Source organism: Streptomyces sp. NPDC001549, from assembly GCF_042894025.1.
Classification (GTDB): Bacteria; Actinomycetota; Actinomycetes; order Streptomycetales; family Streptomycetaceae; genus Streptomyces; species Streptomyces kutzneri.
In genome coordinates this window covers 282,793-307,412 of sequence record NZ_JBIAVJ010000001.1, presented here as the reverse complement: position 1 = coordinate 307,412, position 24,620 = coordinate 282,793, and the positions used below count along the sequence as shown (strand labels likewise).

General features: G+C 72.9%; 23 protein-coding genes and 1 riboswitch. Of the genes, 9 read left to right on the top strand and 14 right to left on the bottom strand.

Annotated elements, in window-relative coordinates; translation table 11 throughout:
• Window positions 1–18: 18 nt before the first annotated feature.
• Window positions 19–651: a sulfite oxidase-like oxidoreductase gene (locus ACFY04_RS01465; RefSeq protein ID WP_030010526.1), complete on the top strand. Its 633-nt coding sequence runs from the start codon at window positions 19–21 to the stop codon at window positions 649–651.
• A 30-nt stretch (window positions 652–681) separates the two neighbouring features.
• Here the strand turns inward: ACFY04_RS01465 and ACFY04_RS01460 are convergent, their stop codons facing one another.
• The 6 genes from ACFY04_RS01460 to thiO form a co-directional block, all read right to left on the bottom strand.
• Entirely contained in the window at window positions 682–1,239 is a 558-nt protein-coding gene (locus ACFY04_RS01460) for a DUF4396 domain-containing protein (RefSeq protein ID WP_389113676.1), read from the bottom strand.
• 91 nt (window positions 1,240–1,330) lie between these two features.
• Entirely contained in the window at window positions 1,331–2,188 is an 858-nt protein-coding gene (locus ACFY04_RS01455) for a deoxyribonuclease IV (protein ID WP_351156243.1), read from the bottom strand.
• 9 nt (window positions 2,189–2,197) lie between these two features.
• On the bottom strand, window positions 2,198–4,114 hold the full coding sequence (pknB, locus tag ACFY04_RS01450; protein ID WP_389113675.1) for a Stk1 family PASTA domain-containing Ser/Thr kinase: 1,917 nt from the start codon (window positions 4,112–4,114) through the stop codon (window positions 2,198–2,200).
• A gap of 318 nt (window positions 4,115–4,432) precedes the next feature.
• The gene (locus ACFY04_RS01445; protein WP_389113674.1) at window positions 4,433–5,227 is read right to left on the bottom strand and encodes a thiazole synthase; all 795 of its coding nucleotides are present in this window, start codon (window positions 5,225–5,227) and stop codon (window positions 4,433–4,435) included.
• Window positions 5,228–5,232: 5 nt separating this feature from the next.
• The gene (gene thiS, locus ACFY04_RS01440) at window positions 5,233–5,433 is read right to left on the bottom strand and encodes a sulfur carrier protein ThiS (RefSeq protein WP_189963556.1); all 201 of its coding nucleotides are present in this window, start codon (window positions 5,431–5,433) and stop codon (window positions 5,233–5,235) included.
• Window positions 5,430–6,608 (bottom strand): glycine oxidase ThiO, encoded by a 1,179-nt coding sequence (gene thiO / locus ACFY04_RS01435; protein ID WP_389113673.1) that lies wholly within the window; start codon window positions 6,606–6,608, stop codon window positions 5,430–5,432. Before thiO ends, thiS begins: the two co-directional genes overlap by 4 nt.
• A riboswitch (TPP riboswitch) is annotated at window positions 6,606–6,717 on the bottom strand. Its footprint overlaps the gene before it by 3 nt.
• An 81-nt stretch (window positions 6,718–6,798) precedes the next feature.
• On the opposite strand from thiO, the gene ACFY04_RS01430 reads away from it, so the two are divergent.
• The 5 genes from ACFY04_RS01430 (at window position 6,799) to ACFY04_RS01410 (ending at window position 11,278) form a co-directional block, all read left to right on the top strand.
• Window positions 6,799–8,019 carry an NAD(P)/FAD-dependent oxidoreductase gene (locus ACFY04_RS01430; protein ID WP_389113672.1) on the top strand — a complete coding sequence of 407 codons (1,221 nt, stop codon included), beginning with the start codon at window positions 6,799–6,801 and terminating at the stop codon, window positions 8,017–8,019.
• Between the two features lie 195 nt (window positions 8,020–8,214).
• Window positions 8,215–8,580, top strand: a complete 366-nt coding sequence (locus tag ACFY04_RS01425) for an Rv2175c family DNA-binding protein (protein WP_030724382.1) — start codon at window positions 8,215–8,217, stop codon at window positions 8,578–8,580.
• Window positions 8,581–8,665: 85 nt separating this feature from the next.
• The gene (thiE, locus tag ACFY04_RS01420; protein WP_389113671.1) at window positions 8,666–9,301 is read left to right on the top strand and encodes a thiamine phosphate synthase; all 636 of its coding nucleotides are present in this window, start codon (window positions 8,666–8,668) and stop codon (window positions 9,299–9,301) included.
• Between the two features lie 142 nt (window positions 9,302–9,443).
• Entirely contained in the window at window positions 9,444–10,358 is a 915-nt protein-coding gene (gene metF, locus ACFY04_RS01415; RefSeq protein WP_389113670.1) for a methylenetetrahydrofolate reductase [NAD(P)H], read from the top strand.
• A gap of 50 nt (window positions 10,359–10,408) precedes the next feature.
• On the top strand, window positions 10,409–11,278 hold the full coding sequence (locus ACFY04_RS01410) for a hypothetical protein (RefSeq protein ID WP_389113669.1): 870 nt from the start codon (window positions 10,409–10,411) through the stop codon (window positions 11,276–11,278).
• 4 nt (window positions 11,279–11,282) lie between these two features.
• On the opposite strand, the gene ACFY04_RS01405 is transcribed toward ACFY04_RS01410, so the two are convergent.
• From ACFY04_RS01405 to ACFY04_RS01385, 5 genes are all read right to left on the bottom strand, one after another.
• Window positions 11,283–12,701 carry a phytoene desaturase family protein gene (locus ACFY04_RS01405; RefSeq protein WP_389113668.1) on the bottom strand — a complete coding sequence of 473 codons (1,419 nt, stop codon included), beginning with the start codon at window positions 12,699–12,701 and terminating at the stop codon, window positions 11,283–11,285.
• Between the two features lie 49 nt (window positions 12,702–12,750).
• Window positions 12,751–13,377, bottom strand: a complete 627-nt coding sequence (locus tag ACFY04_RS01400) for a DUF4126 domain-containing protein (RefSeq protein WP_389113667.1) — start codon at window positions 13,375–13,377, stop codon at window positions 12,751–12,753.
• 82 nt (window positions 13,378–13,459) lie between these two features.
• On the bottom strand, window positions 13,460–13,861 hold the full coding sequence (locus ACFY04_RS01395) for a DUF3040 domain-containing protein (RefSeq protein WP_301371672.1): 402 nt from the start codon (window positions 13,859–13,861) through the stop codon (window positions 13,460–13,462).
• A gap of 292 nt (window positions 13,862–14,153) precedes the next feature.
• On the bottom strand, window positions 14,154–14,912 hold the full coding sequence (locus ACFY04_RS01390; RefSeq protein WP_189736241.1) for a methyltransferase: 759 nt from the start codon (window positions 14,910–14,912) through the stop codon (window positions 14,154–14,156).
• Between the two features lie 73 nt (window positions 14,913–14,985).
• Window positions 14,986–15,480: an SAV_6107 family HEPN domain-containing protein gene (locus tag ACFY04_RS01385; protein WP_389113666.1), complete on the bottom strand. Its 495-nt coding sequence runs from the start codon at window positions 15,478–15,480 to the stop codon at window positions 14,986–14,988.
• A gap of 174 nt (window positions 15,481–15,654) precedes the next feature.
• Between ACFY04_RS01385 and ACFY04_RS01380 the strand changes: the two genes are divergently transcribed.
• From ACFY04_RS01380 to ACFY04_RS01370, 3 genes are read left to right on the top strand one after another with little or no spacing between them, the layout of a single operon-like run.
• Window positions 15,655–16,533, top strand: a complete 879-nt coding sequence (locus tag ACFY04_RS01380; protein ID WP_389113665.1) for an ATP-binding cassette domain-containing protein — start codon at window positions 15,655–15,657, stop codon at window positions 16,531–16,533.
• Window positions 16,505–18,601, top strand: coding sequence for a YhgE/Pip family protein (locus ACFY04_RS01375; protein ID WP_389113664.1), 2,097 nt, complete (start codon window positions 16,505–16,507; stop codon window positions 18,599–18,601). The genes ACFY04_RS01380 and ACFY04_RS01375 overlap by 29 nt, the downstream gene beginning before the upstream one ends.
• A gap of 29 nt (window positions 18,602–18,630) precedes the next feature.
• On the top strand, window positions 18,631–19,263 hold the full coding sequence (locus ACFY04_RS01370) for a TetR/AcrR family transcriptional regulator (protein WP_237404093.1): 633 nt from the start codon (window positions 18,631–18,633) through the stop codon (window positions 19,261–19,263).
• A 446-nt stretch (window positions 19,264–19,709) separates the two neighbouring features.
• Here the strand turns inward: ACFY04_RS01370 and ACFY04_RS01365 are convergent, their stop codons facing one another.
• From ACFY04_RS01365 to ACFY04_RS01355, 3 genes are read right to left on the bottom strand one after another with little or no spacing between them, the layout of a single operon-like run.
• Window positions 19,710–22,124 carry a transglutaminaseTgpA domain-containing protein gene (locus tag ACFY04_RS01365; protein WP_389113663.1) on the bottom strand — a complete coding sequence of 805 codons (2,415 nt, stop codon included), beginning with the start codon at window positions 22,122–22,124 and terminating at the stop codon, window positions 19,710–19,712.
• Window positions 22,121–23,497 (bottom strand): DUF58 domain-containing protein, encoded by a 1,377-nt coding sequence (locus ACFY04_RS01360; protein ID WP_389113662.1) that lies wholly within the window; start codon window positions 23,495–23,497, stop codon window positions 22,121–22,123. Before ACFY04_RS01360 ends, ACFY04_RS01365 begins: the two co-directional genes overlap by 4 nt.
• Window positions 23,497–24,507: an AAA family ATPase gene (locus ACFY04_RS01355; protein ID WP_389113661.1), complete on the bottom strand. Its 1,011-nt coding sequence runs from the start codon at window positions 24,505–24,507 to the stop codon at window positions 23,497–23,499. Before ACFY04_RS01355 ends, ACFY04_RS01360 begins: the two co-directional genes overlap by 1 nt.
• Window positions 24,508–24,620 lie beyond the last annotated feature (113 nt).

Sequence of the window (24,620 nt, the reverse complement as noted above, 5' to 3'; positions counted from 1 at the left end):
GTCTGTCACCATGGAGTCATGGGTCAGCCGGAAAGCCGGGAATCTCCGGGAGCAGAGCAGCTGGAGCTTCCACCGGGGCAGCGGCTGCAGAGGGGCTGGCCGGTCACCCACTACGGGCCCGTACCCAAGTTCAAGCCGGACCGCTGGGAGTTCCGCGTCTTCGGCGCGACGGCCGACGGGGACAAGCACTGCTGGAACCACGAGGAGTTCACGGCCCTGCCGTTCGACTCCGTCGTGGCCGATCTGCACTGCGTCACGAAGTTCAGCATGCAGGGCGCCGAATGGGGCGGTGTGCTCGCCCGTGAGGTCCTCGCCCTGGCTCCCCCCGCGCCGCAGGTCACGCACGTGATGGTGTGGGCCGAGTACGGCTTCAGCTCCAACCTGCGGCTGGCCGACTTCGCCTCCGACCGGACCGTCTTCGCCACCCACGAGGGCGGTGAACTGCTCACCGCCGAGCACGGTTTCCCGGTACGGCTGGTGGTCCCGCACCTGTACGCCTGGAAGGGCCCCAAGTGGGTCCGCGGCATCGAGTACATGACCGCCGACCGCCGCGGCTTCTGGGAGGAGCGCGGCTACCACAACATCGGCGACCCGTGGCGCGAGCAGCGCTACTCGTACCAGGAGGAGCCCGGGGAGGGCCCCGAACTGTAGGGGGTGCCCTGCCGGTCAGGCCGGGCTCGCTCAGTGGTGGTACCGGTGCACGACCGCGTGACCCTTGCCGCGGCCGATCATCCACTTGTTGACCGGGGTCGTGATCACGAAGGCGGCCGCGAGCGAGATCGCCAGGACGATCCAGAACAGCGGCTCCGACAGGTGCGCGTCCATCGCGCCGGGCCACAGGGCGATCACCCCGTTGTCGATCAGCTCCATGACCGCGATCGAAAGGGTGTCCGCGGCCAGCGCCACCCGGATGGCCGTACGCAGATCGACGCCGGCGGCGAGGAGCCCGCGCAGGGTGAGCGCGTAGCCGAAGAAGAACGCGAGGACGATCGCCAGGATCATCGTCTGGACGTTCCCCCAGCCCAGCGCGGTGCCGATGACCATGCCGAGCACCTCGCCGATGGCGCATCCGGTGAGGCAGTGGAGGGTGGCCCGGGCGGCCATGCCCCAGCTGACCGGACCGCCGGCGCCGTGCGCGTGTGCCGGTGCGTCGTGCTCGTGCGCGGGTCCGTGGCCGTGGTGCGCCTCGTGGCCTTCGCGGTCCTCGTGACCCTCGTGCCCCTCGTGTATGTGCTCCATGACAACCCCCTCGTGGGAACGCCGGGCAGCGGTCCCGTCGACAGGACGGAACCGTATACCCCCTAGGGGTATTCCTCAAGGGATTCGTGGATCACTGCGGGCCGCGCAGCTCCTTCAGCAGCGCGACGTCCGCCGCATGCCCTTCCTTGCCGCCGGGCGTCTCGGTGATCAGCGGCACGCCGTCCATCGCGGGGTGCGTGAACAGCTCCGCGAAGGCGTCCCGGCCGATGTGGCCCTGGCCGATGTTGGCGTGCCGGTCCTTGTGGGCGCCGACGCCCTCCTTGGAGTCGTTCGCGTGGACCAGCTTCAGCCGGCCCTCGCCCACCGTGTCCACCAGCAGGTCCAGCATCACCTTCGTCCCGCCCGGCTCCGCCAGATCGTGACCGGCCGCGAAGATGTGGCAGGTGTCCAGGCAGATCCCCAGCTTCGGGTGATGGTCGAGCGCCTCGAAGTACGGCCCGAAGTCCCAGGTGCGCGAGCACAGCGAGGAGCCCTGCCCGGCCGTGGACTCCAGCAGCAGGAACGGGTCGTCGTCATGCGTCAGCTCGTCCAGCAGCGGCAGCATGTGCTCCCTGACCTGCGCGTACGCTGCCTCCCGCGGGCGCCCTCCGGTCGCCGACCCGGTGTGCACGACCACCCCGAGCGCGCCGATCTCCCGGCCGCGGCGCAGCGAATGGCGCAGCGACTCCACCGACTTCTCCACGGTCGCCTCGGTGTGCGAGCCGAAGTTGATCAGATACGGGGCGTGCACGTACGCGGGGATCGACTCGGCCGCGCACTCCGCCCGGAACCGTTCGTCCTGCGCCGGATTGCCGACCGGGGTGGCCCAGCCGCGCGGATTGGCGACGAAGACCTGGACGGCCTCCGCCCCCATCTCCCGGGCGTAGGTCAGGCCGACCGAGGCGAGCCCCCCGGCAACGGGGACGTGCCCGCCCACTGGATTGCGCATCATTACGGCTTACAGCCCCTTGGTCTTGATGGCGATCGTGCTGCCCTCGGGGGCGGTCTGCCCGGCCGGCACCGACTGGGTGTCGACCGTGTTGCTGAAGGAGATCAGCGGCCGGTCCACCTTCACCTTGAAGCCGGCGGCCTCCAGCGCCTTGCGGGCCGCGTCCACGTCCTGGCCGGTCACGTTCGGGACCGGGATCTGCCGGGGGCCCTTGGACACGGTCAGCGTGACCGTGTCGCCGGCCGCGGCCTGGGTGCCGGCGCCGACCGACTGGTTGGCGACCGTACCGGCCGCGAAGGGAGCGTTGACCTGCTCGGGAGCCGTAGCGACCTTGAGGCCCAGGGCCTCCAGGGTCGCCTTCGCCTGATCGGCGGGGATCCCGGTCACGCTCGGCACCGGCACCGGGCGGCCCTTGCTGACGACGAGCGAGACCGCCGTGTCGGGCGCCCGCTTCTCGCCGCCCGCCGGATTGGTGCTGATCACCGAACCCTGGGCGATGTCCTGGCTGAAGGCCTGCGTCACCATGCCGGGCGCCAGCCCGGACTGCGTCAGCTCGGCGCTGGCCTCCTCCAGGGGGCGGCCCTTCAGGTTGGGCACGGCCACGAGCTCGGGGCCGCGCGAGATGGTGATGGTCACCGCGTCGTTGCCGCGGATCCGCCGGCCGCCCGGGGGATCGGTCTTCATCACCGTCCCGCGGTCGAAGGCGTCGCTGAACTTCCGGTCCACCCCCTTCACCCCGAGCCCGGCCGAGGACAGCTGGGAGCGGGCCTGCGCCTCGGTCTTGCCCAGCAGGTTGGGGACCTTGGTGAACTGCCCGGAGTTGATGTACCAGACGCCGGCCCCGAGCCCCAGCGCGAGCAGTACGCCCGCGATGACGAGCAGCACCCCGCGACGGGGCCGCCGCGCGAGGGCGGCCGGCCGGTGTGCGGGCGGGGCGGGCGGCGCCGGAGGCATCTCCAGGCGGGAGGTGTGCTGCACGGGCTGCTGCGCGGCCACCGGACGCGGGATCACCCCGGTACGGTCCTCGGCGGACGAGCGCTCCTCGGCGCGCGCCTGCGGGGGTACGGCGTCCAGCTCGGCGTCGCTGAGCAGCGCGCGGGCCTCACGGGTGAGGCCGAGCAGGGCGGCCGCGTCGTAGGGGCGCAGGTCGGGATTGCGGGCGGCGGCCTGCGCGACCAGCTCGTCGAGCCCGACGGCGAGCCCCGGGACCACGGCGGACGGGGGCGGAACGTCCTCGTGCAGGTGCTGGTAGAGCACCTGCGCGGCGGTGCCGCCGAGGTGGGGCTTGGAGCCGGTGAGCATCTCGTAGAGGACGACACCGCAGGCGTAGACGTCCACGCGGGTGTCGGCGATGCCGTTCTCGATCTGCTCGGGGGCCAGGTAGGAGACGGTGCCGAGGACGGAGCCCGTGGTGTTGGTCACCGAGTCGACCGAGCGCACCAGCCCGAAGTCCGCGACCTTCACCCGGCCGTCGTCCCCGATCAGCACGTTCTCGGGCTTCATGTCGCGGTGGACGAAGCCGGCCCGGTGGGCGGCGCCGAGGGCGGCGAGGACCGGTTCGAGGACGTCGAGGGCGGCCCGCGGCTGGAGCGCGCCGCGCTCGCGGAGCACGTCGCGCAGGGTGCAGCCGGAGACGTACTCCATGGCCAGGTACACGTACGGCCCGTCCGTGCCCTGGTCGAAGACGGCGACCACGTTCGGGTGCGCGAGCCGGGCGACGGACTTCGCCTCGCGGATGAACCGGTCGACGAAGGCGGCGTCGGCGGCGAGGGCCGGGTGCATCACCTTCAGGGCGAGCACGCGGTCGAGGCGGGTGTCGAGGGCCCGGTAGACCGTGGCCATGCCGCCGGCCGCGATGCGGGCGTCGATGCGGTAGCGGCCGTCGAGCACGCGCCCGACGAGGGGGTCATCCAGGGTCGTATCCACCCGCCGATTCTACGAGCCGCCGCGCGGCGGCCGTCCTGGGCGGGTCGCCTTGCAGCGCACCTGTGACGCTGGGCGGGGCGGGGGCTGCGGAAGGCGGGAGCGGACGGGGCGGGGTCGGGCGAGGTGCGGCGGGGGTTTCGGGGGGCGGGTCGGTCGGTCAAGGGTGGCCGAAGGCCATCACGCAGTGACGCGACGTAGGGGCGCCCTTGAGGGACCGGCCCGACACGGAGGGACGATGGGACTGACGGGAAACCCCCCAAGACCTCTCTGATTCCGCCCTAGGGGCTTCCGGCCACCGAAGCCGCCGCCCCGCCCGCCTCAGAACGCCGGCCGCTCCGGGTCCAGGGTGGCGCGGCCTTCCGTGGGGGAGGAGGCTTCGGCGAAGCGGCGTTGGGGGATGCGGCCCGCGCGGAAGGCCAGGCGGCCCGCCGAGACGGCGTCGCGCATGGCCGCCGCCATGAGGACCGGCTCCTGCGCGCGGGTCACCGCCGAGGCCAGCATCACCGCCGCGCAGCCCAGTTCCATCGCCAGGGCCGCGTCGGATGCCGTGCCCGCGCCCGCGTCGAGGATGACCGGGACCGACGCGCGCTCCGTGATCAGCTCGAAGTTGTGCGGGTTGCGGATGCCCATGCCGGACCCGATGGGGGACCCCAGCGGCATGATCGCCGCGCAGCCCACGTCCTCCAGCTTCCGTGCGAGCACCGGGTCGTCATTGGTGTACGGGAGGACCGTGAAGCCCTCGTCCACCAGGATCTCGGCGGCGTCCAGCAGCTCGACGCCGTCCGGCAGGAGGGTCCGTTCGTCCGCGACCACCTCCAGCTTGATCCAGTCCGTGCCGAGCGCCTCCCGGGCCAGCCGGGCCGTGAGGACGGCCTCGCCCGCCGTGAAGCAGCCCGCCGTGTTGGGGAGGACCGAGATGCCGAGCTTGGTCAGCACGGACAGGACGGAGCCCTGGACCGTGGGGTCCAGCCGCCGCATCGCGACCGTGGTGAGTTCGGTGCCGGACGCGACGAGGGCGCGTTCCAGGACGTCCAGGCTCGGGGCCCCGCCCGTGCCCATGATCAGGCGGGAGGTGAAGGTCCGCCCGCCGAGGGTGAAGAGGTCGTCCGCCATGCCGCTCAGCCCCCCTGTACCGCGGTCAGGATCTCGACCCGGTCGCCGTCGCCCACGACGGTGGCCGGCCACTGCCCGCGCGGGACCACGGTCTCGTTGAGTGCGGCGGCGACGCCGGAGGGGGCGGTGGTCAGGGTGGCGACCACCGTGTCGAGGGTGGCGCCGGCCGCGACCTCGCGCGGCTCGCCGTTGACGGAGATGGTCATGCGTACGACTCCTGACGTGCGGCGGAGAACCGGCGGGGGGTGAAGGGGCGCGCGATCTCCGGCAGTTCGCCGGTGGCCAGCAGCTCGGCGAGGACCTCGCCGGTGAGCGGGGTCAGCAGCACCCCGTTGCGGTAGTGCCCGGTGGCCAGGTGCAGGCCCGGCAGGTCGGTCGGGCCGAGCAGCGGGGCGTTGTCGGGGGATCCGGGGCGCAGTCCCGCCCGGGTCTCGGTGAGCGGGAGTTCGGTGATGCCGGGGATCAGTTCGTGGGCGTCGCGCAGGAGTTCGTAGACCCCGCCCGCGGTGACGGTGGTGTCCCAGCCGAGTTCCTCGCTGGTGGCGCCGACGACGAGTTCGCCGTTCTCGCGCGGCACCAGGTAGACGTGGCTGCCGCGTACGACGGCCCGTACGGTCCGCGACAGGAACGGCGCGTACGCCGCCGGTACCGTGAGCCGCAGGACCTGTCCCTTGACCGGCCGTACGGGGGCCACGACCTCCGGCGGTACGCCCGCCAGCCGGCCGGTGAACGAGCCCGCGGCGAGGACCACCTGGTCGGCGAGCAGCTCCGTGCCGTCGTCGAGGAGGGCGCCGGTCGCCCGGTCGGCGGTGGTGAGCAGCCGTTCCGCGCCGGCCCGGTGGAGGGTCACGCCGGCGCGTTCGCAGGCGGCCAGCAGGGCGGCCGCGAGCCGGCGGGGATCGACCTGGTGGTCGCCGTCGACGCGCAGGCCGCCGCGTACGCCCGGGGCGAGCATGGGCTCCAGGCGGCGGCACTCGCGGCCGGTGAGCCACTCGGACTCCAGGCCGCAGCGACGCTGCAGGGCGTGCAGTTCGCGCAGGTGGAGGCGGTCGTCGGAGTCGAGGGCGACGGCGAGGGTGCCGCAGGCGCGGTAGCCGATGTCCATGCCGCCGCTGGCTTCGGCGAGCTCGGCGGCGAAGTGCGGATAGCGTGCGGCGGAGGCGAGGCCGAGGCCCAGCAGGGCTTCCTCGCCGTAGTGCAGTTCGGTGACGGGGGCGAGCATGCCGGCCGCGACCTGGGCGGCGCCGCCCCCGGGTGCGGGGTCGGCGAGTACGGTGCTCAGTCCGCGCGTGGCGGCCCGCCAGGCGGTGACCAGGCCGATGATTCCGCCCCCGATGACGAGGACGTCGGATCCCTTCCGAGATGTTCGGGATGAGTGCATGGGCGTCCAGCCCCTCCCTTCGCCGGCATGACCCGGATCAGGTTCGTACGGTCGGAGGCCGGCCAGCCTCCCTCTCAGCCCGGTGCGCCGGACTCCCGCGATAGGTACGGTGGCCAGACTAACCCGGCGGTGGATGGCGGGTAAGGCGGCACCTATTCCTGACGGAGCGTCAGATGATTAGGGTGGCGGCGTGAGCGAGCAGACGGAACAGAATCAGCGCGGCATCGTGGTCGTCGGCGCCGGAATGGCCGGGGTCCAGACCGCGGTCGCCTTGCGCGAACAGGGCTACACCGGCCCCGTGACCCTGCTGGGAGCCGAACCCCACCAGCCCTACGACCGCCCCCCGCTGTCCAAGGCGGTCCTCCTCGGCAAGGCCGAGGACTCCGCCTTCGACGTGGACTTCGAAGGCCTCGACATCGACCTCAGGCTCGGCGTCGAGGTCACCGGACTGCGCGCCGCCGTCCACGAGCTGGACACCGAGGCGGGACCGGTCCCGTACGGGATCCTCGTACTGGCGACCGGCGCGCAGCCGCTGACCCTCCCCGGGACCGAGGGCGTCCCGGGCGTCCACCTGCTGCGCACCCTGGACGACGCGGCCCGGCTGCGCCCGGTGCTGGCCGCGTCGCCCCGGGCCGTGGTCGTCGGGGCGGGCTGGATCGGCGCCGAGTTCGCCACCGCGGCCCGGGAGGCGGGCTGCGAGGTCACCGTGGTCGAGGCGGCGGACCGGGTGCTGGCGGGGGCGCTGCCCGCCGAGGTCACCGAGCCGATGGCGCGCTGGTACCAGGAGGCGGGCGCGGAGCTGATCACCGGGGCGAAGGTCGCCGGGATCGAGGAGGGGCGGGTCCTGCTGGCGGACGGGCGGACGCTGCCCGCCGGCGCGGTGGTGGTGGGCATCGGCGCGCGCCCCGCCACCGGATGGCTGGACGGGACCGGCGTGGAGCGCGGCCCCGACGGCTCGGTCACCGCGGACGCGTACCTGCGGACCTCGCTGCCCGGGGTGTACGCGGTCGGCGACTGCACCTCCTTCCCGTCCGGGCGGTACGGGACGCGGCTGCTCGTGCACCACTGGGACAACGCGCTCCAGGGGCCGCGGACGGTCGCGGCGAACATCCTGGCCGGGGAGCCGGCCCAGGTCTACGACCCGGTGCCGTATTTCTGGTCGGAGCAGTTCGGGCGCTTCGTGCAGTACGCCGGACACCACGGCGGGGCCGACACCCTGCTCCTGCGCGGGGACCCGGCCGGTCCCGCCTGGTCGGTGTGCTGGCTGCGCGAGGGCGCGCTGGTCGCCGTCCTGGCCGTGGGCCGCCCCCGTGACCTGGCGCAGGGCCGCAAGCTCATCGAGACGGCGGTGCAGGTGGACCCCGCCAAGGTCTCCGACCCCGCGGTCCCCCTCAAGTCGGCCTCGGCCTGACGGCCGCCGGGCTCCGCCCGGATCCGGTCCTCAAGCTCCCCCGGCCACCGCTGGGAGGTGCCCCCCGGACGGGCTGGGAATCCAGCCCCGCCGGTGTTCGAGGACCGGGTCCGGGGCGGAGCCACGGTACGGGCCGCGACCCGGACGGGGTCGCCCAGGTACCGGCGGCCAGTCCGAGATGGCAGGCTTGTGCCTGTGACCGAGATTGACGCAAAGATCGATGCCCTTGTCCCCTCGTGGCTGTACCTCCCCGACATCGCGGAGATGCTGAACATCGAGGTGACCCGGGTCCGCCAGATGGTCAAGGAAGGGCAGCTCATCGCCGTCCGCCGGGGCGAGAACCGCTCCCTGCAGGTTCCGGCCCCCTTCATCGACGGCGACAAGGTCGTCAAGGGCCTCGTCGGTCTGCTGACCGTGCTGCGCGACGACCGTTTCACCGAGGAGGAGATCCTGGAATGGCTCTTCACCGAGGATCCGACCCTGCCCGGCACCCCCGTGCAGGCGCTGAGCGAGAATCGCGGCACGGAGGTGAAGCGCCGCGCTCAGGCGCTCGCCCTCTGACCTGATCGCCTTCGCTCCACAGCGGTGTACGGGCCCACGGCCGCGGCCCGGTCCGTACACCGCCTCCATCACGGGGGGTACACCCATGCAGCTGTCCGACGCCCGGCTCTACCTCTGCACGGACGCCCGCAAGCGCCAGGGTGACCTCCCCGCATTCCTCGACGCCGTGCTCTCCTCGGGTGTGGACATCGTCCAGCTCCGCGACAAGGGCATGGAGGCGGGGGAGGAGCTCGAACACCTCCACGTCTTCGCCGAGGCCGCCCGCCGCCACGGCAAGCTCCTCGCCGTGAACGACCGCGCCGACGTCGCCCACGCCATCGGCTCCGACGTCCTGCACCTCGGCCAGGGCGACATCCCCGTCCCCGCGGCCCGCGCCATCCTCGGCGAGCAGGTGCTGATCGGCCGGTCCTGCCACGCCGAGGACGAGGTCGACGCGGCCGTCGCCGAAGCCGGCGTGGACTACTTCTGCACCGGCCCCTGCTGGCCCACCCCCACCAAGCCCGGCCGCCACGCCCCCGGCCTGGACCTGGTCCGGTACGCGGCCTCCCTGGAGCAGGACCGCCCCTGGTTCGCCATCGGCGGCATCGACGGCTCGAACCTGGACGAGGTGCTGGACGCCGGTGCCACCCGCATCGTGGTCGTCCGCGCCCTCACCGAGGCCACCGACCCCGGCGCGGCCGCCGCGGAGCTCGCCAAGCGGGTCCGGGCCCGCCTCGGCTGAGTCCGGTCCGCCCGGACACCGGGCGGTCGCGTTACCCCGTATGGACGCCTTCCGGCCAGAGCCATCCCTCCAAGTGTCCAAAAACGTGTCCAAAACGTGGACAAGGCTTCGGTGTCCGCCAGGCCGCGTCTAACCTGCCCACATGGCCTCTGGTACCGCTTCCACCTGGTCGGATCGTGCACACACGGTCCGCGACCTCCTCGCGTCCGGGCGCTCGTACTCCTTCGAGTTCTGGGCCCCGAAGACGGAGAAGGGCGAACGCAACCTCTGGAACGCCCTGCGCCGGGTCGAGGCGGTATCCCCCAGTTTCGTCTCCGTGACCTACGGAGCCGGCGGCTCCACCCGCGGCGGCACCGTCAAGGCCACCCAGGAAATCGCCGCGGACACCACCCTCACGCCCGTCGCGCATCTCACCGCCGTGGACCACTCGGTCGCCGAGCTGCGCAATGTCATCGGACAGTTCGCGGACGCCGGGATCCGGAACATGCTCGTCGTGCGCGGAGACCCGCCGGGTGACCCGATGGGCGAGTGGGTGGCGCACCCCGAGGGCGTGCACTACGCCGCCGACCTGGTCCGGCTGGTCAAGGAGTCCGGCGACTTCTGCGTCGGCGTCGCTGCCTTCCCCGAGATGCACCCGCGTTCGGCGGACTGGGACACGGACATCCGGCACTTCGTGGACAAATGCCACGCCGGTGCCGACTACGCGATCACCCAGATGTTCTTCGATCCGGAGAATTATCTGCGGCTGCGCGACAGCGTCGAGAAGGCGGGCTGCGAGACCCCGATCATCCCCGAGGTCATGCCTGTTGTGGGTATCAAGCAGCTCGACCGACTGCCCCAGCTCAGCAATGCGGTCTTCCCCGCGGACGTGAAAGAGCGCATGCTCGCCGTCAAGGACGACCCGGCCGCTGTACGCTCCATTGGCATCGAGTTCGCCACGGAGTTCTGCGCGCGACTGCTGTCCGAGGGTGTCCCGGGGCTGCACTTCATCACGCTGAACAATTCCACGGCGACTCTCGAAATCTACGAGAACCTGGGCCTGCACCAGCGGGCCTGAGCGGCCGCCCCCCGTTCCCGCGCCGGCGGCCGTACCGAGAGGGGCCATGCATGGGAATGACGGTCCTCTACATCGCGTTCGGTTTCGTCGCGCTGTGGCTGCTTGCCGAGGTCCTGATGCAGTACAAGGCCCGGCTCCGCTGGCGCCTGCTCGCCTTCGCCGGCTTCCTCGGCGTGGTCGCCGGGGTGATACTGCCGTCGGTGCCGGTCATCGGCGCCGGCGCGCTGGCGTTCGCCGTGGGCCAGACCCTGGTGACACTGTCCTTCCGCAAGGGCTTCGTCGCCGGCTGGGCGCTGCGCCGCGGCGGGGAGCCCGTACGGCAGACGCGCCGCCGCCGGGCCGCGGGCACCAAGCAGGAGCCGGCCCTCCAGGTCACCGCGCTGCAGTACGGGGACGTCGACGGGGACAGTGCCGGCGACGGGGCCGCGGAGGAGCGGCCGTTCCGGGACGCACCCCCCGCGGTCTACAGCCCGGAGCCGGTCCCCGAGGAATCCGGGTCCTACGGGATACAGAGTCTCGCGCCCGAGGCCGACCGGACGGCGGCCTTCGCCTCGCCGTTCACCACGGCCGAGCAGGACGCCCACCAGTACGCGGCGTACTACGACCAGCAGAACCAGGGCGGCTACGACTACTCGGGCGGCTATCCCACGGGCGACCAGCAGCAGGTCTACGCCGCCTACTCGGACCCGTACATCGGCACCGGCGGCGGCATGGCCCCGCCCCAGCCGTACGACTACACCCCGTACGCCGACTACGGGCAGCAGCAGTACTCCACGGACACCCCGCCCGGCGGGGTCTGGGTCCCGCAGCAGCGGTCCACAGACGGGGCCGGCCAGTCCTACCCGATGGAGGACCAGGGCGAGCCGCCGCAGCAGTACCCGTACCCCCAGCAGGGCGGGTACGAGCAGTACCGCTACTGACGGCTCACTGCGAGCCGCGGAACTCCGCGCCCTCCACGATCAGTCCGGTCACCAGGGCCCCGGTCATCCCGGCGTGCGCCAGCCCGCCGCCGGGATGGGCCCAGCCGCCCGCCAGGTACAGCCCGGGCACGGCCGTGGTGTTGGCCGGATGGAGCAGCCGGCCCCCGGCCCCCGCGAGGGCGGGCGGGGGCACCGCGCCGCCCAGCGCACCGGTCGCCGCCTCGATGTCGGCCGGGGTGCGCACCTCGTGCCACAACAGCCGCTCCCGCAGCCCCTGTACGGCCTTCTCGGCGAGGTTCAGCAGCTCGGCGGGCTCCGAGGTCCCGGGCCCGGGCACGGCGCTCACGGTGACCGCCTCGTGCTCCTCGTCGGGCCGGGTGGCCGGATCGTCCGGGCGCATGACGGTGACCTGCGCCCCGGAGGCGTGGACCAGGGTGCGGTGCACGGCGGTGGCGGGACGGGGGCCGCGCAGCGCGAGCAGGAGCGTGATCCGCCCCGGTACGCCGTCCCCGCGGGCGGGGACCGCGTCCGGCGGCCACGGCAGGGAACCGGCCGGCAGCTGCCGGGGGTCGATCCCGCACACGACGGTGTCGGCGGCCGCCTCGGTGCCGTCGGCCAGCCGCAGACCGGCCGCCCGGCCGTCCGTGACCAGGACCTCCCGGACCTCCGCCCCGAAGACGAAGGCGACCTTGCGCTCCAGACAGCGCTCGTACACGGCGGTGGCCAGGGCCCGCATCCCGCCACGTACGTACCAGCTGCCGAAGGTCTGCTCCATGTACGGGAGCACGGCCGCCGAGGCCGGTGCGGTGGCGGGGTCGATCCCGTACCCGCGCACCAGGCCGGTCAGCAGCTCGGCGAGGGCGCCGCCCAGCTCCCGGTCGGCCACCTCGGCGAGGGTCGGCGTACGGCGCCGCAGCAGGCCGCTCCGGCGCAGGGCCGGGTACGGGTCGCCGCCCAGGCTCTGCCGGGCGCCGGGCCGCAGCGGCTCCTCCAGCAGCGGGCGCCGGGTGGCGTCCCAGGCGTCGCGGGCGCGGCCCAGGACGGCGTTCCAGCGCTCGCCCGCGCCCGGGCCGAAGGCGGATTCCAGGGCGGCGGCGACACCGCCGCGGGAGGCACCGGGGAGGGTGACGTCGACGCCGTGGTGGGGGAGGACGTGCCGGACGGCCGGGTCCACCTGGACCATGTCGACGCAGGTCTCCAGCGGCCGCTTGCCCGTCTTCACGAAGAGATCGCGGTAGACGGCCGGCAGGTGCAGCAGTCCGGGCCCGGTGTCGAAGGCGAAGCCCTCGCGCTCGTACCGGCCCACGGCTCCGCCGTAGGTCGTCCCGCGTTCGTACACCGTCACCTGGTGCCCCGCCACGGCCAGCCGGGCCGCCGTAGCCATCGCGCCCATGCCGGCGCCGATCACCGCAATTCGTGCCATGCGGCCGAGCCTATCGACCGCCGTGCCGGCCCCCGTGGTGACCCTGCGGTCAGCGGGGTGGGGCCCCGGTGGTCTCGCGGGCCCCGGCCGCCAGCTTCTTCTCCTCGCGGCGCTGGGCACGGCGGCGCAGGAAGCGGCGGATCCGGCTCCAGAGGAAGAACAGTATGGCCAGCCCGATGGCCAGCAGCACGGCCGCGATGATCGCGGCGGCCTCGGGATTGAACATCGCGAAGGTGACGAGCCCGGCCACGCCGAGGTCCTCGGCGATGCTCATCCCCACATTGGTGAAGGGCTCGGGCGAGGTGTTGATCGCCATCCGGGTGCCGGCCTTGACGAAATGGCTGGCCAGCGCTGTGGAGCCGCCGACCGCGGCGGCGGTGATCTCGGGGAGCGAACCGGTCTGCCCGGCCAGCAGCGCACCGATCACCGCTCCGGACACCGGCCGGATCACCGTGTGGACGGTGTCCCATATCGAGTCCATGTACGGGACCTTGTCGGCGATCGCCTCGCACAGGAACAGCACCGCCGCGACGATCAGCACGTCCGTGCGTTGCAGGGAGGCGGGGACGTCGTCGGTGAGGCCGATGCGGCCGAAGATGCCGAGCAGGAGGACCACGGCGTAAGCGTTGATCCCACTGGCCCAGCCGCTGGTGAAGACCAGGGGGAGCACACTCATCGGATCATCATGCCGTACGGGAACGCAGAAAAGTGAGGGGACGGCCGCACGGCGGCCATCCCCTCACCCACGTTGTCCGGGGCTAGTGCCCCTGCTCGTCACGGCGGCGCTGCCACCGTTCCTCGATGCGGGTCATCATCGACCGACGCTGCCGGTTCCGGCCACGGGCCGGACCGCCAGTACTTCCGGAGACGGGCTGCTCGCCAGGCTTGGGTGCCTTGCGCCAACCGGTGACCACCAGGACCGTACATCCCAGCATGACGAGGAAACCCACCACGCTGATCCAGAGCACGTTCGGAATGATCACACCGGTCATGAGGAGCGCGATACCCACCACAATGCCTGCGACTGCCTGGTAGACCCGTCGCCGGGTGTACGTACGCAGTCCGCTTCCCTCAAGCGCTGTCGCGAACTTGGGATCTTCGGCGTACAGCGCTCGCTCCATCTGCTCGAGCATTCGCTGCTCGTGCTCCGAGAGCGGCACGGGAGTCCTCCTCATCCGTCGGTCGCGGGGGGTAGCGACCAGGGGTCCCCTTCAGGATAGGCGGGGAATCGCCCCCGTGACACCCGCCCTCTACGCCGCGTTCCAAATGGACACGGCCCAGAAATGACGCAGCCGGTGAAAGCGCTGCGTGAAAACCGTACCGCCGCGGGGGCGGTCACTGAGGCCCTTATTCCCCAATGGTCCGTCCACCATGCCGGTCTTGCACCTGATCATACGGGGCCGACCGGCGGATCGGAGGGTGTGTGGCCGACTCCGCGCGGAAGGGAGCAGTTCAGGCTTGCTTCTCACCCAGGACGTGCAGCTGGGTGGCGACCGCGTGGAAGGCGGGCAGCTCGGCCGCGGCCTCCTCCAGGCGCAGCAGCGCCTCCACGGCGCCGGGCTCGGTGTCCACCAGGACCCCGGGCACGAGGTCGGCGAAGATCCGCACGCCGTGCACCGCGCCGACCGCGAGGCCGGCGCCGCCGACCAGCTCGGAGAGCTGCTCGGCGGTGAAGCGGCGCGGTACCGGGTCGCCGGAGCCCCAGCGGCCGGCCGGGTCGGTGAGGGCGGTACGGGCCTCCGTGAAGTGCCCGGCCAGGGCGCGGGCCAGCACGGCCCCGCCGAGACCGGCGGCCAGCAGGCTGAGCGTGCCGCCGGCCCGCAGCGCGGCCACCGTGTTGGCCACGCCCTCCGCGGGGTCGTCCACGTACTCCAGCACGCCGTGGCAGAGCACCACGTCGTAGGCGTCCTGCTCGACGACGTCCAACAGGCCCTGGGCGTCGCCCTGGACGCCGCGGACGAGATCGGCGACACCGGCCTCGGCCACCCGGCGCTCCAGCCCGAACAGCGCGTTCGGGCTGGGGTCGACCACGGTGACCCGGTGGCCCAGGCGGGCCACCGGCACGGCGAACTTGCCGGTGCCGCCACCGGTGTCGAGCACGTCCAGCACATCCCGCCCGGTCGCCTTCACCCGGCGGTCGAGCGCCTCCTTGAGGACCTCCCACACCACGGCGGTGCGGAGGGAGGCACGGGGGCGGGAAGTGTCCGACACGGCTGATGGCTCCTCGGCGCGGTAAAGGGTGAGCGGTCCTGGCCCACCCTATTGCCTTCCGCCGCCGGGCAGCTCATCCCGCGTCCGGATGCTCCGGACGCGGTTGCGGCAGGGTCTTCTCCAGGGGCTGGGGCGCCGTCCGGATGGTGAGCATCCGCTCCACCAGGCGAAGGAACATCGAGGCCGCGCGCACCAGATCGTCCGCGTCCCGGCGGCTCGCCGCGTCCGGTATCCCCGCCTCGGCCCTGGCCCGGCGCGCGGCGCCGGAGGCGAAGAGGGCGCTCCACTCGGCCAGCTCCGGCGCTATCTCGGGCAGCACCTCCCACGCGCTGCGGATCCGGGGCCGTCGCCGCGGGTTCACCGGTTCGGGCCGGGCGCGTGCGGCGAGCACGGCCGCGGCGGTGCGCAGCGCGGCGAGGTGGGCGGTGGCGTAGCGCTCGTTGGGGCGGGTCAGCCGGGCGGCCTCGGCCAGGCCGCTGTGGGCCTTGGCGAGCAGGTCGAGGGCGGCCGGTGGGGCCGTCGACTTGCGCAGGACGGGGTGGACAGGGGACGGGGACGGTGTGGCCATGACGAACCTCCTGTCGATGCGTTGCCCCCATCGTGACGGGCCCCACTGACAATTGCGCTGACCTGGGCTTTTACGGTCACGAACCGGGCAACTACCCCCTCCTGCGCACCTGGTGCGAAGAAGGATGCTAGTTTTTGAACTGACCGGTCAGTTCAAAAAGAAGGGGGAAACGGCGTGGACAGCCCGCACGGCGCGGCCGTCAAGGCCGAGGACTTCGGACTCAAGGGCCCGCGAGGCTGGGCCTTCCGCGGAGTCGGTATCGACGCGGCGCCCGGCTCGCTCATCGCGGTCGAAGGCCCCTCCGGCAGCGGTCGTACCTGTCTGCTCCTCGCCCTCACCGGGCGGATGAAGCCCACCCGGGGCCACGCCGAGGTCGGCGGCCACGGGCTGCCGAAGCGGATGACGGCGGTCCGCCGGATCGCCGCACTCGGCCCGGTCTCCGGGGTCAACGAGCTCGACCAGGCCCTCACCGTCGCGGAACAGCTGCGCGAGGGCGCCCTGCTCCAGCGCCACTACGGCGCTCCGGTCCGCGCCATGCTGCGGCCCCGGGCCGAGCGCCGCGCCGTCGCCGAGGCGCGGATCGCCGCCGCCCTGGAGGCCGCCGGACTGGACCTCGCCACGCTGCCCAAGGGCGAGCGGACCTCCGTACGGGACCTGGAACGCCTGGAGTCCGTACGGCTGTCCGTCGCCATCGCGCTGCTGGGCTCCCCGGGGCTGCTGGCCCTCGACGACCTCGACCTCAAGCTGTCGGACACCGAACGCGCCGAGGCCTGGGACCTGCTCCGCTCGGTCGCCGCCCGCGGGATCACCGTCCTCGCGGTGTGCAGCGAGGCGCCCGCCGACGCGATCGTCCTGCGGACCTCCCCCAAGGAGCCGGCCGGGCCCGCCGGGCCTGACGCGCCCGCCGTCGCGCAGAGCGAGGCCGGCGCAGCCGCCGACAGCGGCTCCGAGATCGACACGAAGCACGACACGAAGCACGACACCAAGAGCGATTCCGAGAACGACGACACGAAGGGGGCGGACGATGCGCTCGCCGAAGCTGGCCGCGCTTGAGCTGAAGCGGTTCGGGCGGGGGAAGCTGCCCCGGGCCGCTCTCGTCGCGCTGCTCCTGCTGCCGCTGCTCTACGGAGCCCTGTACCTGTGGTCCTTCTGGGACCCCTACAAGAACCTCGACAAGGTGCCCGTCGCCATCGTCAACGCCGACAGGGGCACGACCGTCGACGGCAAGCGCCTCGACGCCGGCGCCGAGATCGCCGGGAAGCTGCACGCCAGCAAGAAGTCCTTCGCCTGGCACGACGCGAGCGCGAAGGAGGCGGCCAAGGGGCTGGAGGACGGTACGTACTACCTGACCCTGACCCTGCCCGAGGACTTCAGCGCGAAGATCGCCTCCAGCTCCGGCGACGACCCCACCACCGGGGCCCTCCAGGTCCGCACGAACGACGCCAACAACTACATCGTCGGCTCGATCTCGCGCTCCGTCTTCTCCGAGGTCCGCTCCGCGGCGTCCGCCAACGCCTCCCGCGGCTTCCTCGACAAGATCTTCGTCAACTTCTCCGACCTGCACGACAAGACCGCCGAGGCGGCCGACGGCGCCGACAAGCTCAAGGACGGCGCGGGCAAGGCCCAGGAAGGCGCCAAGGAGCTCGCCGACGGCCTCGACACGGCGCAGGAGAAGTCCGGCGAGCTCAACAGCGGCCTGCAGAAGCTGAACACGGCGGCCGGCAAGCTGGAGACCGGCTCCAAGGACGTCGCGGACGGTACCCAGGCGCTGGCCGACAAGGTCAACGGGGCCGCCGACAAGGCCCGCCCCTTCGTCAAGGACCCCAAGAACCTGGCCGACACCGCCGAGCTGGTCGCCGACAGCGCGAAGGTCGTCAACAACCACCTCGCCACGTTCGCCGAGAAGGCCCCGGCAGCCGCCGCTGCCGCCAGGAAGGCGGCCACCGGCGCGGACGCCTACTACACCAAGCACTGCGTCACCCCCGGTGGCGAACCGCACCTGGCCTCCTGCCCCGACCTGAAGAAGGTCAAGGACAGCGCGGCCGAGGCCGCCGAGCTCAGCGGGGACGTCAGCGCCCTGGTCAAGAACGCCAACGGCGACGTCGGCAAGCTCCGCACCCAGCTCACCGACCTGGAGAAGAAGGCCCGCGAGCTCGTCGACAAGGCACCCAAGCTGGCGGGCGACCTCGACGCGGCCGTCGCCAAGGTCAACGCCCTCAACTCCGGTGCCCACAAGGTGTCCGCCGGCATGGCCCAGCTGCACACCGGCCTCGGCTCCGCCACCACCGGCTCCGGCGCCCTCACCGACGGCGTCGGCAAGCTCGGCGACGGAGCCCACCAGCTCGACGGCGGTATGTACAAGCTCGTCGACGGCACCGGCGAGCTCGCCGGCGGCCTGCACGAGGGCGCCGGCAAGATCCCCGACTACGACCAGCAGCAGCGCGACCAGCGCACCCAGGTCATGGCCGACCCGATCCAGCTCGCCAACCAGTCCCTGCACAAGGCGCCCAACTACGGCACCGGCTTCGCCCCCTACTTCATCCCGCTCTCCCTCTGGGTCGGCTCGATGGTCGCCTACATGCTGATCGCCCCGCTGAACCGGCGGGCCCTGGCCGCCGGCGCCTCGCCCTGGCGGGTCGCCCTCGCCGGCTGGCTGCCCGTGGCGGGCCTCGGCACGGCGCAGGTGGTCCTGCTGATGTCCGTACTGCACTGGGCGCCCGGCCTCGGCCTGAAGATGGCCCACCCGGCCCTCACCATCGGCTTCCTGATGCTGGTCACCGGCTGCTTCGCGGCGATCGTCCAGTGGCTCAACGCCAAGTTCGGCGCCGCCGGCCGCATCCTGGTGCTGGCCGTCCTGATGCTCCAGCTGACCTCGGCGGGCGGCACCTACCCCGTCCAGACCAGCCCGGACTTCTTCAACTGGATCCACCCGTACCTGCCGATGTCGTACATCGTCGAGAGCCTGCGCCGCCTCATCACCGGTGGCGACCTCGCCCCGGTCTGGCAGGGTGGAGCGGTCCTGCTGGCCTTCACCGCCGGCGCCCTGGCCCTCACCGCGCTCGCCGCCCGCGGCAAGCAGGTGTGGACCATGGACCGACTGCACCCGGAACTGAGCCTGTAGGGACGTGTTGACCTGTGACAATCAGCGCCATGGAAAGCAGCAGCACCGGTACGGGTACCGGCGGGGGCCGTCGTGCGATCACCCGGCAGAAGCTCTACGAAGCGGCCGTCACCCTGATCGCAGAGCAGGGCTTCTCCGCGACAACGGTCGATGAGATCGCCGAGCGGGCGGGCGTCGCGAAGGGCACCGTCTACTACAACTTCGCGAGCAAGAACGAACTCTTCGAGGAGCTGCTGCGGCACGGCGTCGGCCTGCTGACGGCCTCCCTGCGGACCGCGGCCGAGGAGACGGAGGCCCGCGGCGGCAGCCGCGTCGAGGCGCTCGACGCCATGATCCGCGCGGGGCTCGTCTTCATCGACCGGTACCCGGCCTTCACCCAGCTGTACGTCGCCGAGCTGTGGCGCACCAACCGCGCGTGGCAGTCCACGCTGATGGTGGTGCGGCAGGAGGCGGTGGCCGTCGTGGAGAAGGTGCTGCGGGAGGGCGTCGAGCGCGGAGAGCTGAGCGCCGAGATCGATGTGCCGCTCACGGCGGCCGCGATGGTCGGGATGGTGCTGGTGGCCGCCCTGGACTGGCAGTCCTTCCAGAGCGAGCGGTCCCTGGACGACGTGCACTCGGCGCTGTCGCTGCTGCTGCGGGGCCGGGTCAGCGGCAACCGCTGAGTCCCCGGCGCGCCACACCCCCCAGTCGGCGGTGCCGCGCGGGCGCGCCGCCCCGTAGAACTGGTGGGGCCGGCCGCGACGGCTGAGTATCCGTACCTAGGCGCGGAAATGAGTACGTGCGCGGATGGGCTCCCACCTGCGCGGACGCCAGACTGGGAGCAACGGACAGGAGACCCGGTCCGCACCGCCGACACGGGGCTGCGGAGCGGACCGGGTGCCTCCTTCCGTGACCGGGACGGGGGACGACAGAGGATCGGCGAACCGGTGATGCGGTACGTGATGCGGCGGGGCTCGGGGGGATCGAGCCTCGCCGTTTCGCGTCCGCGGGTTCGGCGGTTCGTGCGTCGGGCCGCGCCGCCGTTGCCGGGGCTCCGCCCCGGACCCCGCGCCTCAAACGCCGGCGGGGCTGAAAGATCGCCTCAAACGCCGGCGGGGCTGGATTCGCCTTAGCCGCGGCCCCTCAGCGGGAGCCGGAGGCGGGCGGCGGCCAGGCGGGCCGATACCGCCGAGGTGACCGCGGACCGGCGGGCCGAGAGGGCCCAGGAGATCCGGGCCGCCGAGCGGGGCAGCAGCAGGGCGCGCAGCCGGGGAAGCCGGTCCGCGGACGCCAGCAGGCCCGTACGGGCCAGCAGTACGTCGTCCGCCAGCTCCGGGTACGAGACCTCCGCGCCCGGGGGCGCGTACAGGGCCCGTTCCACCGCACCGGCGACCCGGTGCACGGCCGCCGCGGCTTCCGGCTCCAGGCGGCCCAGGTCCGCGATCCGGCTCGCCGCCCGGCGCGGGGACAGCGCCTCGTCCGGGACCACACCCGCGTCCCAGGCGGTGTCGCCCAGTTCCCGCCAGGCCGTCAGGACCTCCCGGGTCGCCAGGCGACGGGCCCGCAGCCGGGTCCGCCACAGCAGCGGGAGCAGGGGCAGGCCCAGCACCGCCACCACGAGCGCCGCCCACCCGAGGACCGTCGTCACCGACGGCCCGCCGCCGCCGCTCGCGTTCTGCACGGGCGCCGCGGCGCCGCACTCGCCGAGCTTCTTCAGGGCCGGCGGGCACTCGGGGGTCGCCGAGGGCGCCGTCGACGGCAGCGCCGCGCTCTGCGAGGGCAGCGGCGTCGGCGCGGAGGGCTGGGCGGCCGGCGTCTGTGCCCGGGAGTAGTCCGGAATGTTGATGCCGGAGCGGGGCGTCGGCTCGAAGCGGGTCCAGCCCACCCCCTCGAAGTACAGCTCGGGCCAGGCGTGCGCGTCGCGCATCGACACGTTTACGCTGCCGTCCGACTGCTTCTCGCCGGGCGTGAAGCCCACCGCGACGCGGGCCGGGATGCCCAGCGAGCGGGACATCGCCGCCATCGAGAAGGCGAAGTGGACGCAGAAGCCCTCCTTGTCGGCGAGGAACCGGGCGACCGCCTGCGGACCCGTGCCCGAGGCCGTCTTCGTGTTGTAGCGGAAGCCGCCGTTCACAGCGAAGTAGTCCTGCAGCTTCACGGCCCGCGTGTAGTCGTCCTTCGTCCCCTGCGTCACCTGGCGGGCCGTCTCGGCGACCACCGGCGGCAGGTTGTCCGGGAGCTTCGTGTACTCCTCCCGGATCGCCGGGTCGGGCTCCGGGGCCTTCTGGAGCTGCTGGGCCGTCGGCTTCAGCAGCAGGCTGCGCACCGTGTATTCGGCGCCCTGGACGTTCTGGAACCGGTCCCGGCCCAGCTGGTCGCCGACCAGGGTCCGGCCGACCGGCTCGAACCGCCACTTGCCGCCGATGTTCACCGACGTCGCCGGATACGGCATGGGGAGGTAGCGCTGGGTGAAGTAGTCCGCGGCCGAGATGCTGGTGGTGACCTCGACCGCGCTGCCGCTGACCGGGGCGCGGAGCCCCGGCGGTGCCGGAAACTCCTCGGGCACGTCGATCAGGGACCGCCCGGAGGCCTCCCACTTGACGCCGTTGAACTCGTCCAGGGCCACGATCCGCAGGTACTGCTCGCCCTGCTGCGGGCTGTTCGTCCGGTACCGCATGATCACGCGGTTGTCCTGCGCGTTCAGGTTGCTCTGCAGGGAGACCAGCGGGTTGACCGCCGAGATCGTCCCGCCGGTTCCGCCGCCGTCCTCGTCGGCGTCCTGCGTGCCGCCCAGCAGCCCGCCGCCGAGCGAGGGCAGTACGGCCGGCACCGCCAGCGCCAGGCCCAGGGTCACCGCGCCGATCCGCCGCCCGAACTTCACGGGCGCCGTCGCCTGCCCGCCCGCCCCGTTGCCGAGGCCGGAGTCGGCGGCGCCCCGGCGTGGGGCCGCGCCGAAGACGCGGCCCCACTGGGCGAGCCGGTCACGGCCCTCGGACAGCAGCAGCATCAGGTAGCCGCAGCCCGCGAGCAGGAAGGAGAACCAGGAGGCGTCCCCGCCGCCCGCCAGGCCCGAGGCCACCGAGTACAGCGCCAGCAGCGGCAGCCCGGCCGCGGCGGCCGTGCGCAGGGTCACCGCCAGCGTGTCCACCAGCAGCCCGATCAGCAGCACGCCGGACACCAGCAGCAGCTTGATGCCGTCCGTCAGCGGAGCCGGGATCGCGAACTCGCCCACGTCCCGGACGCCCTGACCGAACAGCGCGCCGAAGTCCGTCACCAGGTAGGCCAGCGGCCCGTCCCCGTGGGACTCGCCCCTGCCGGCGTAGAGGAACGCGAGCAGCAGCAGCGACACCAGCGCCTGCGCGGCCACGGTCAGCGTCCGGGCCAGCGGTACCCGCCGGACCCCGGCGCCCACCGCGCTCTGCACGGCGAGCAGCAGCGCCGCCTGCAGCAGCCAGGCCTGCGAGTCCACCAGCGGGTTCAGCGACCACGAGGTGAGCAGCGTGGCCAGTGCCGCGAACAGCGTCAGTTTCGCCCGCCCGCTCATTCCCGACCTCCGGAGGTTTCCGTACCGACGCGTGCGGTCCCGGCCTGGCGCCACAGTTCGCCGAAGGCCACCCCGGGCGGGGCGGCCAGTGCTGTCCAGCCCGCGTCGCGCAGCCTGCGCAGCCGCTCCTCCAGCGGGGGCACGGCGTGCCCCGGAGCGGGCTGTCCGCCCCAGCTCGCGGAGTCCAGCACGAAGGCCACCGCACCCGAGGTGCGCTGGCGCATCCGGGCGGCCAGTTCTGTCTGTACATCGTCCAGGTCGCCGAAGAAGGCGATGAGGAGCCCGTCACCGCCGGCTCCGCCGAAGCCGCCGCTGCCACCGGAGCGCACCGCGTCGTAGGCGCGGGAGAGCCCGGCGCCGTCGGAGTGCCCGACGACCGCGAGGGTGTCCATCATCAGCCCGGCGGCCTCCGCGGACTCCTGCCCGCCGGAGGAGAAGCCGCCGCCGCCCTCACCGGGCACCGCGTCGCCGGTGTCGGTGAGCAGTCGTGCGGAGAAGCCCTGTTCCAGGACGTGCACCAGGCTGGAGGCGGCCGCCGAGACGGCCCACTCGAAGGCGGAGTCGGGGCCGGCGCCGTCGAAGGCCAGGCGCCGGGTGTCCAGCAGGACGGTGGCCCGGCTGCGCTGCGGCTGCTCCTCGCGGCGGACCATCAGCTCGCCGTAGCGGGCGGTGGAGCGCCAGTGCACCCGGCGCAGGTCGTCGCCGCGCCGGTAGCCGCGGGGGATCACGTCGTCGTCGCCGGCCAGGGCCAGGGAGCGGCGGCTGCCGTCGCCGTAGCCGTTGGACTCGCCGGCCAGGCGGACCGGGGGCAGGGGCTCGGTGCGCGGGATGACGGTGAGGGTGTCGTAGGTGCTGAAGGAACGGGTCAGCTCGACCAGCCCGAAGGGGTCGGAGAGGCGCAGCTGGAGCGGGCCGAGCGGATAGCGGCCGCGCAGGTCGGAGCGGACCCGGTAGGACACCTCGCGGCGGCCGCCGGGCTCGACCCGGTCCAGTACGAACCGCGGGCGCGGGCCCAGTACGTAGGGCACCCGGTCCTGGAGCATCAGCAGGCCGGTGGGCAGCCGGGAGGTGTTGTCCATGCGCAGCTGCACCCGGGCCTCGCTGCCCGCGGGGACCCGCCCCGGGCTGAGCCGGCGGCTGCCGGAGACCCGGAAGCGGGTGCGGTGGAGGGCGTAGACGCAGGTCAGCGGCAGGAGGGCGAGCAGCATGCCGACCCGCAGCAGCTCGCCCTGGCCCAGGACGTAGGCGCAGCCGGCGGCGGCTATCCCGGCGGCCAGGAACGAGCGGCCGCGGGTGGTCAGTCCGGACAGCGACGCGCGCAGTCCGCCGCCGTCCCCCGGGCCACCGGCGCCGCGCGGGGCACCGGCGCTCATCAGAAGCCCCGGATGCCCGCGCCGGGCGGCATCTCGCCGCGGGCGTGCGCGGCCGGGACGGGGGTGTGCTGCAGGATCTCGGCGACGACCTGCTCGGCGGTGCGGCGGTTCAGCTGGGCCTGCGCGGTGGGCAGCAGCCGGTGCGCGAGGACCGGGGCGGCCAGGGCCTGGACGTCGTCGGGCAGGACGTAGTCCCGGCCGGCGAGCGCGGCGGAGGCCTTCACGGCGCGCAGCAGGTGCAGGGTGGCCCGGGGCGAGGCGCCGAGCCGCAGGTCGGGGTGGGTGCGGGTGGCGGAGACCAGGTCGACGACGTAGCGCTTGACGGGCTCGGCCACGTACACCTCGCGGACCGCCTCGATCAGCTTGACGATCTCGTGGGAGTGCGCGACGGACGTCAGGTCGTCGAGCGGGGAGACCCCGCCGTGCACGTCGAGCATCTGGAGCTCGGCCTCGGGGCTGGGGTAGCCGACGGAGACGCGGGCCATGAAGCGGTCGCGCTGGGCCTCGGGCAGCGGGTACGTGCCCTCCATCTCCACCGGGTTCTGGGTGGCGACGACCATGAAGGGGCTGGGCAGCGTGTAGGTCGTGCCGTCGATGGTGACCTGGCGCTCCTCCATCGACTCCAGCAGCGCGGACTGGGTCTTCGGCGAGGCGCGGTTGATCTCGTCACCGATGACGATCTGCGCGAAGATCGCGCCCGGCTTGAACTCGAACTCGCGGCGCTGCTGGTCGTAGATGCTGACACCGGTGATGTCGGAGGGCAGCAGGTCCGGCGTGAACTGGATGCGCTGGACCGAGCAGTCGATGGACTTGGCGAGCGTCTTGGCGAGCATCGTCTTGCCGACGCCGGGTACGTCCTCGATCAGCAGGTGTCCCTCGGCGAGGAGCACGGTCAGCGCGAGGCGGACGACCTCGGGCTTGCCCTCGATCACGCTCTCGACCGACTGGCGCACCCGCTCCACCGTGCTGGTCAGATCGGCGAGGCTCGCTCGGTCGTCGTACGTCGTCACCTTGGTTCTCCTCGGCCCTTTCCCAGGGCCGACGCCCTTGGCGCATGAACCGGCCCACCCCGAAACACGGACACCGGCCCGGGGGAACCCGGGTGGTGCCATCCCGCATTCTT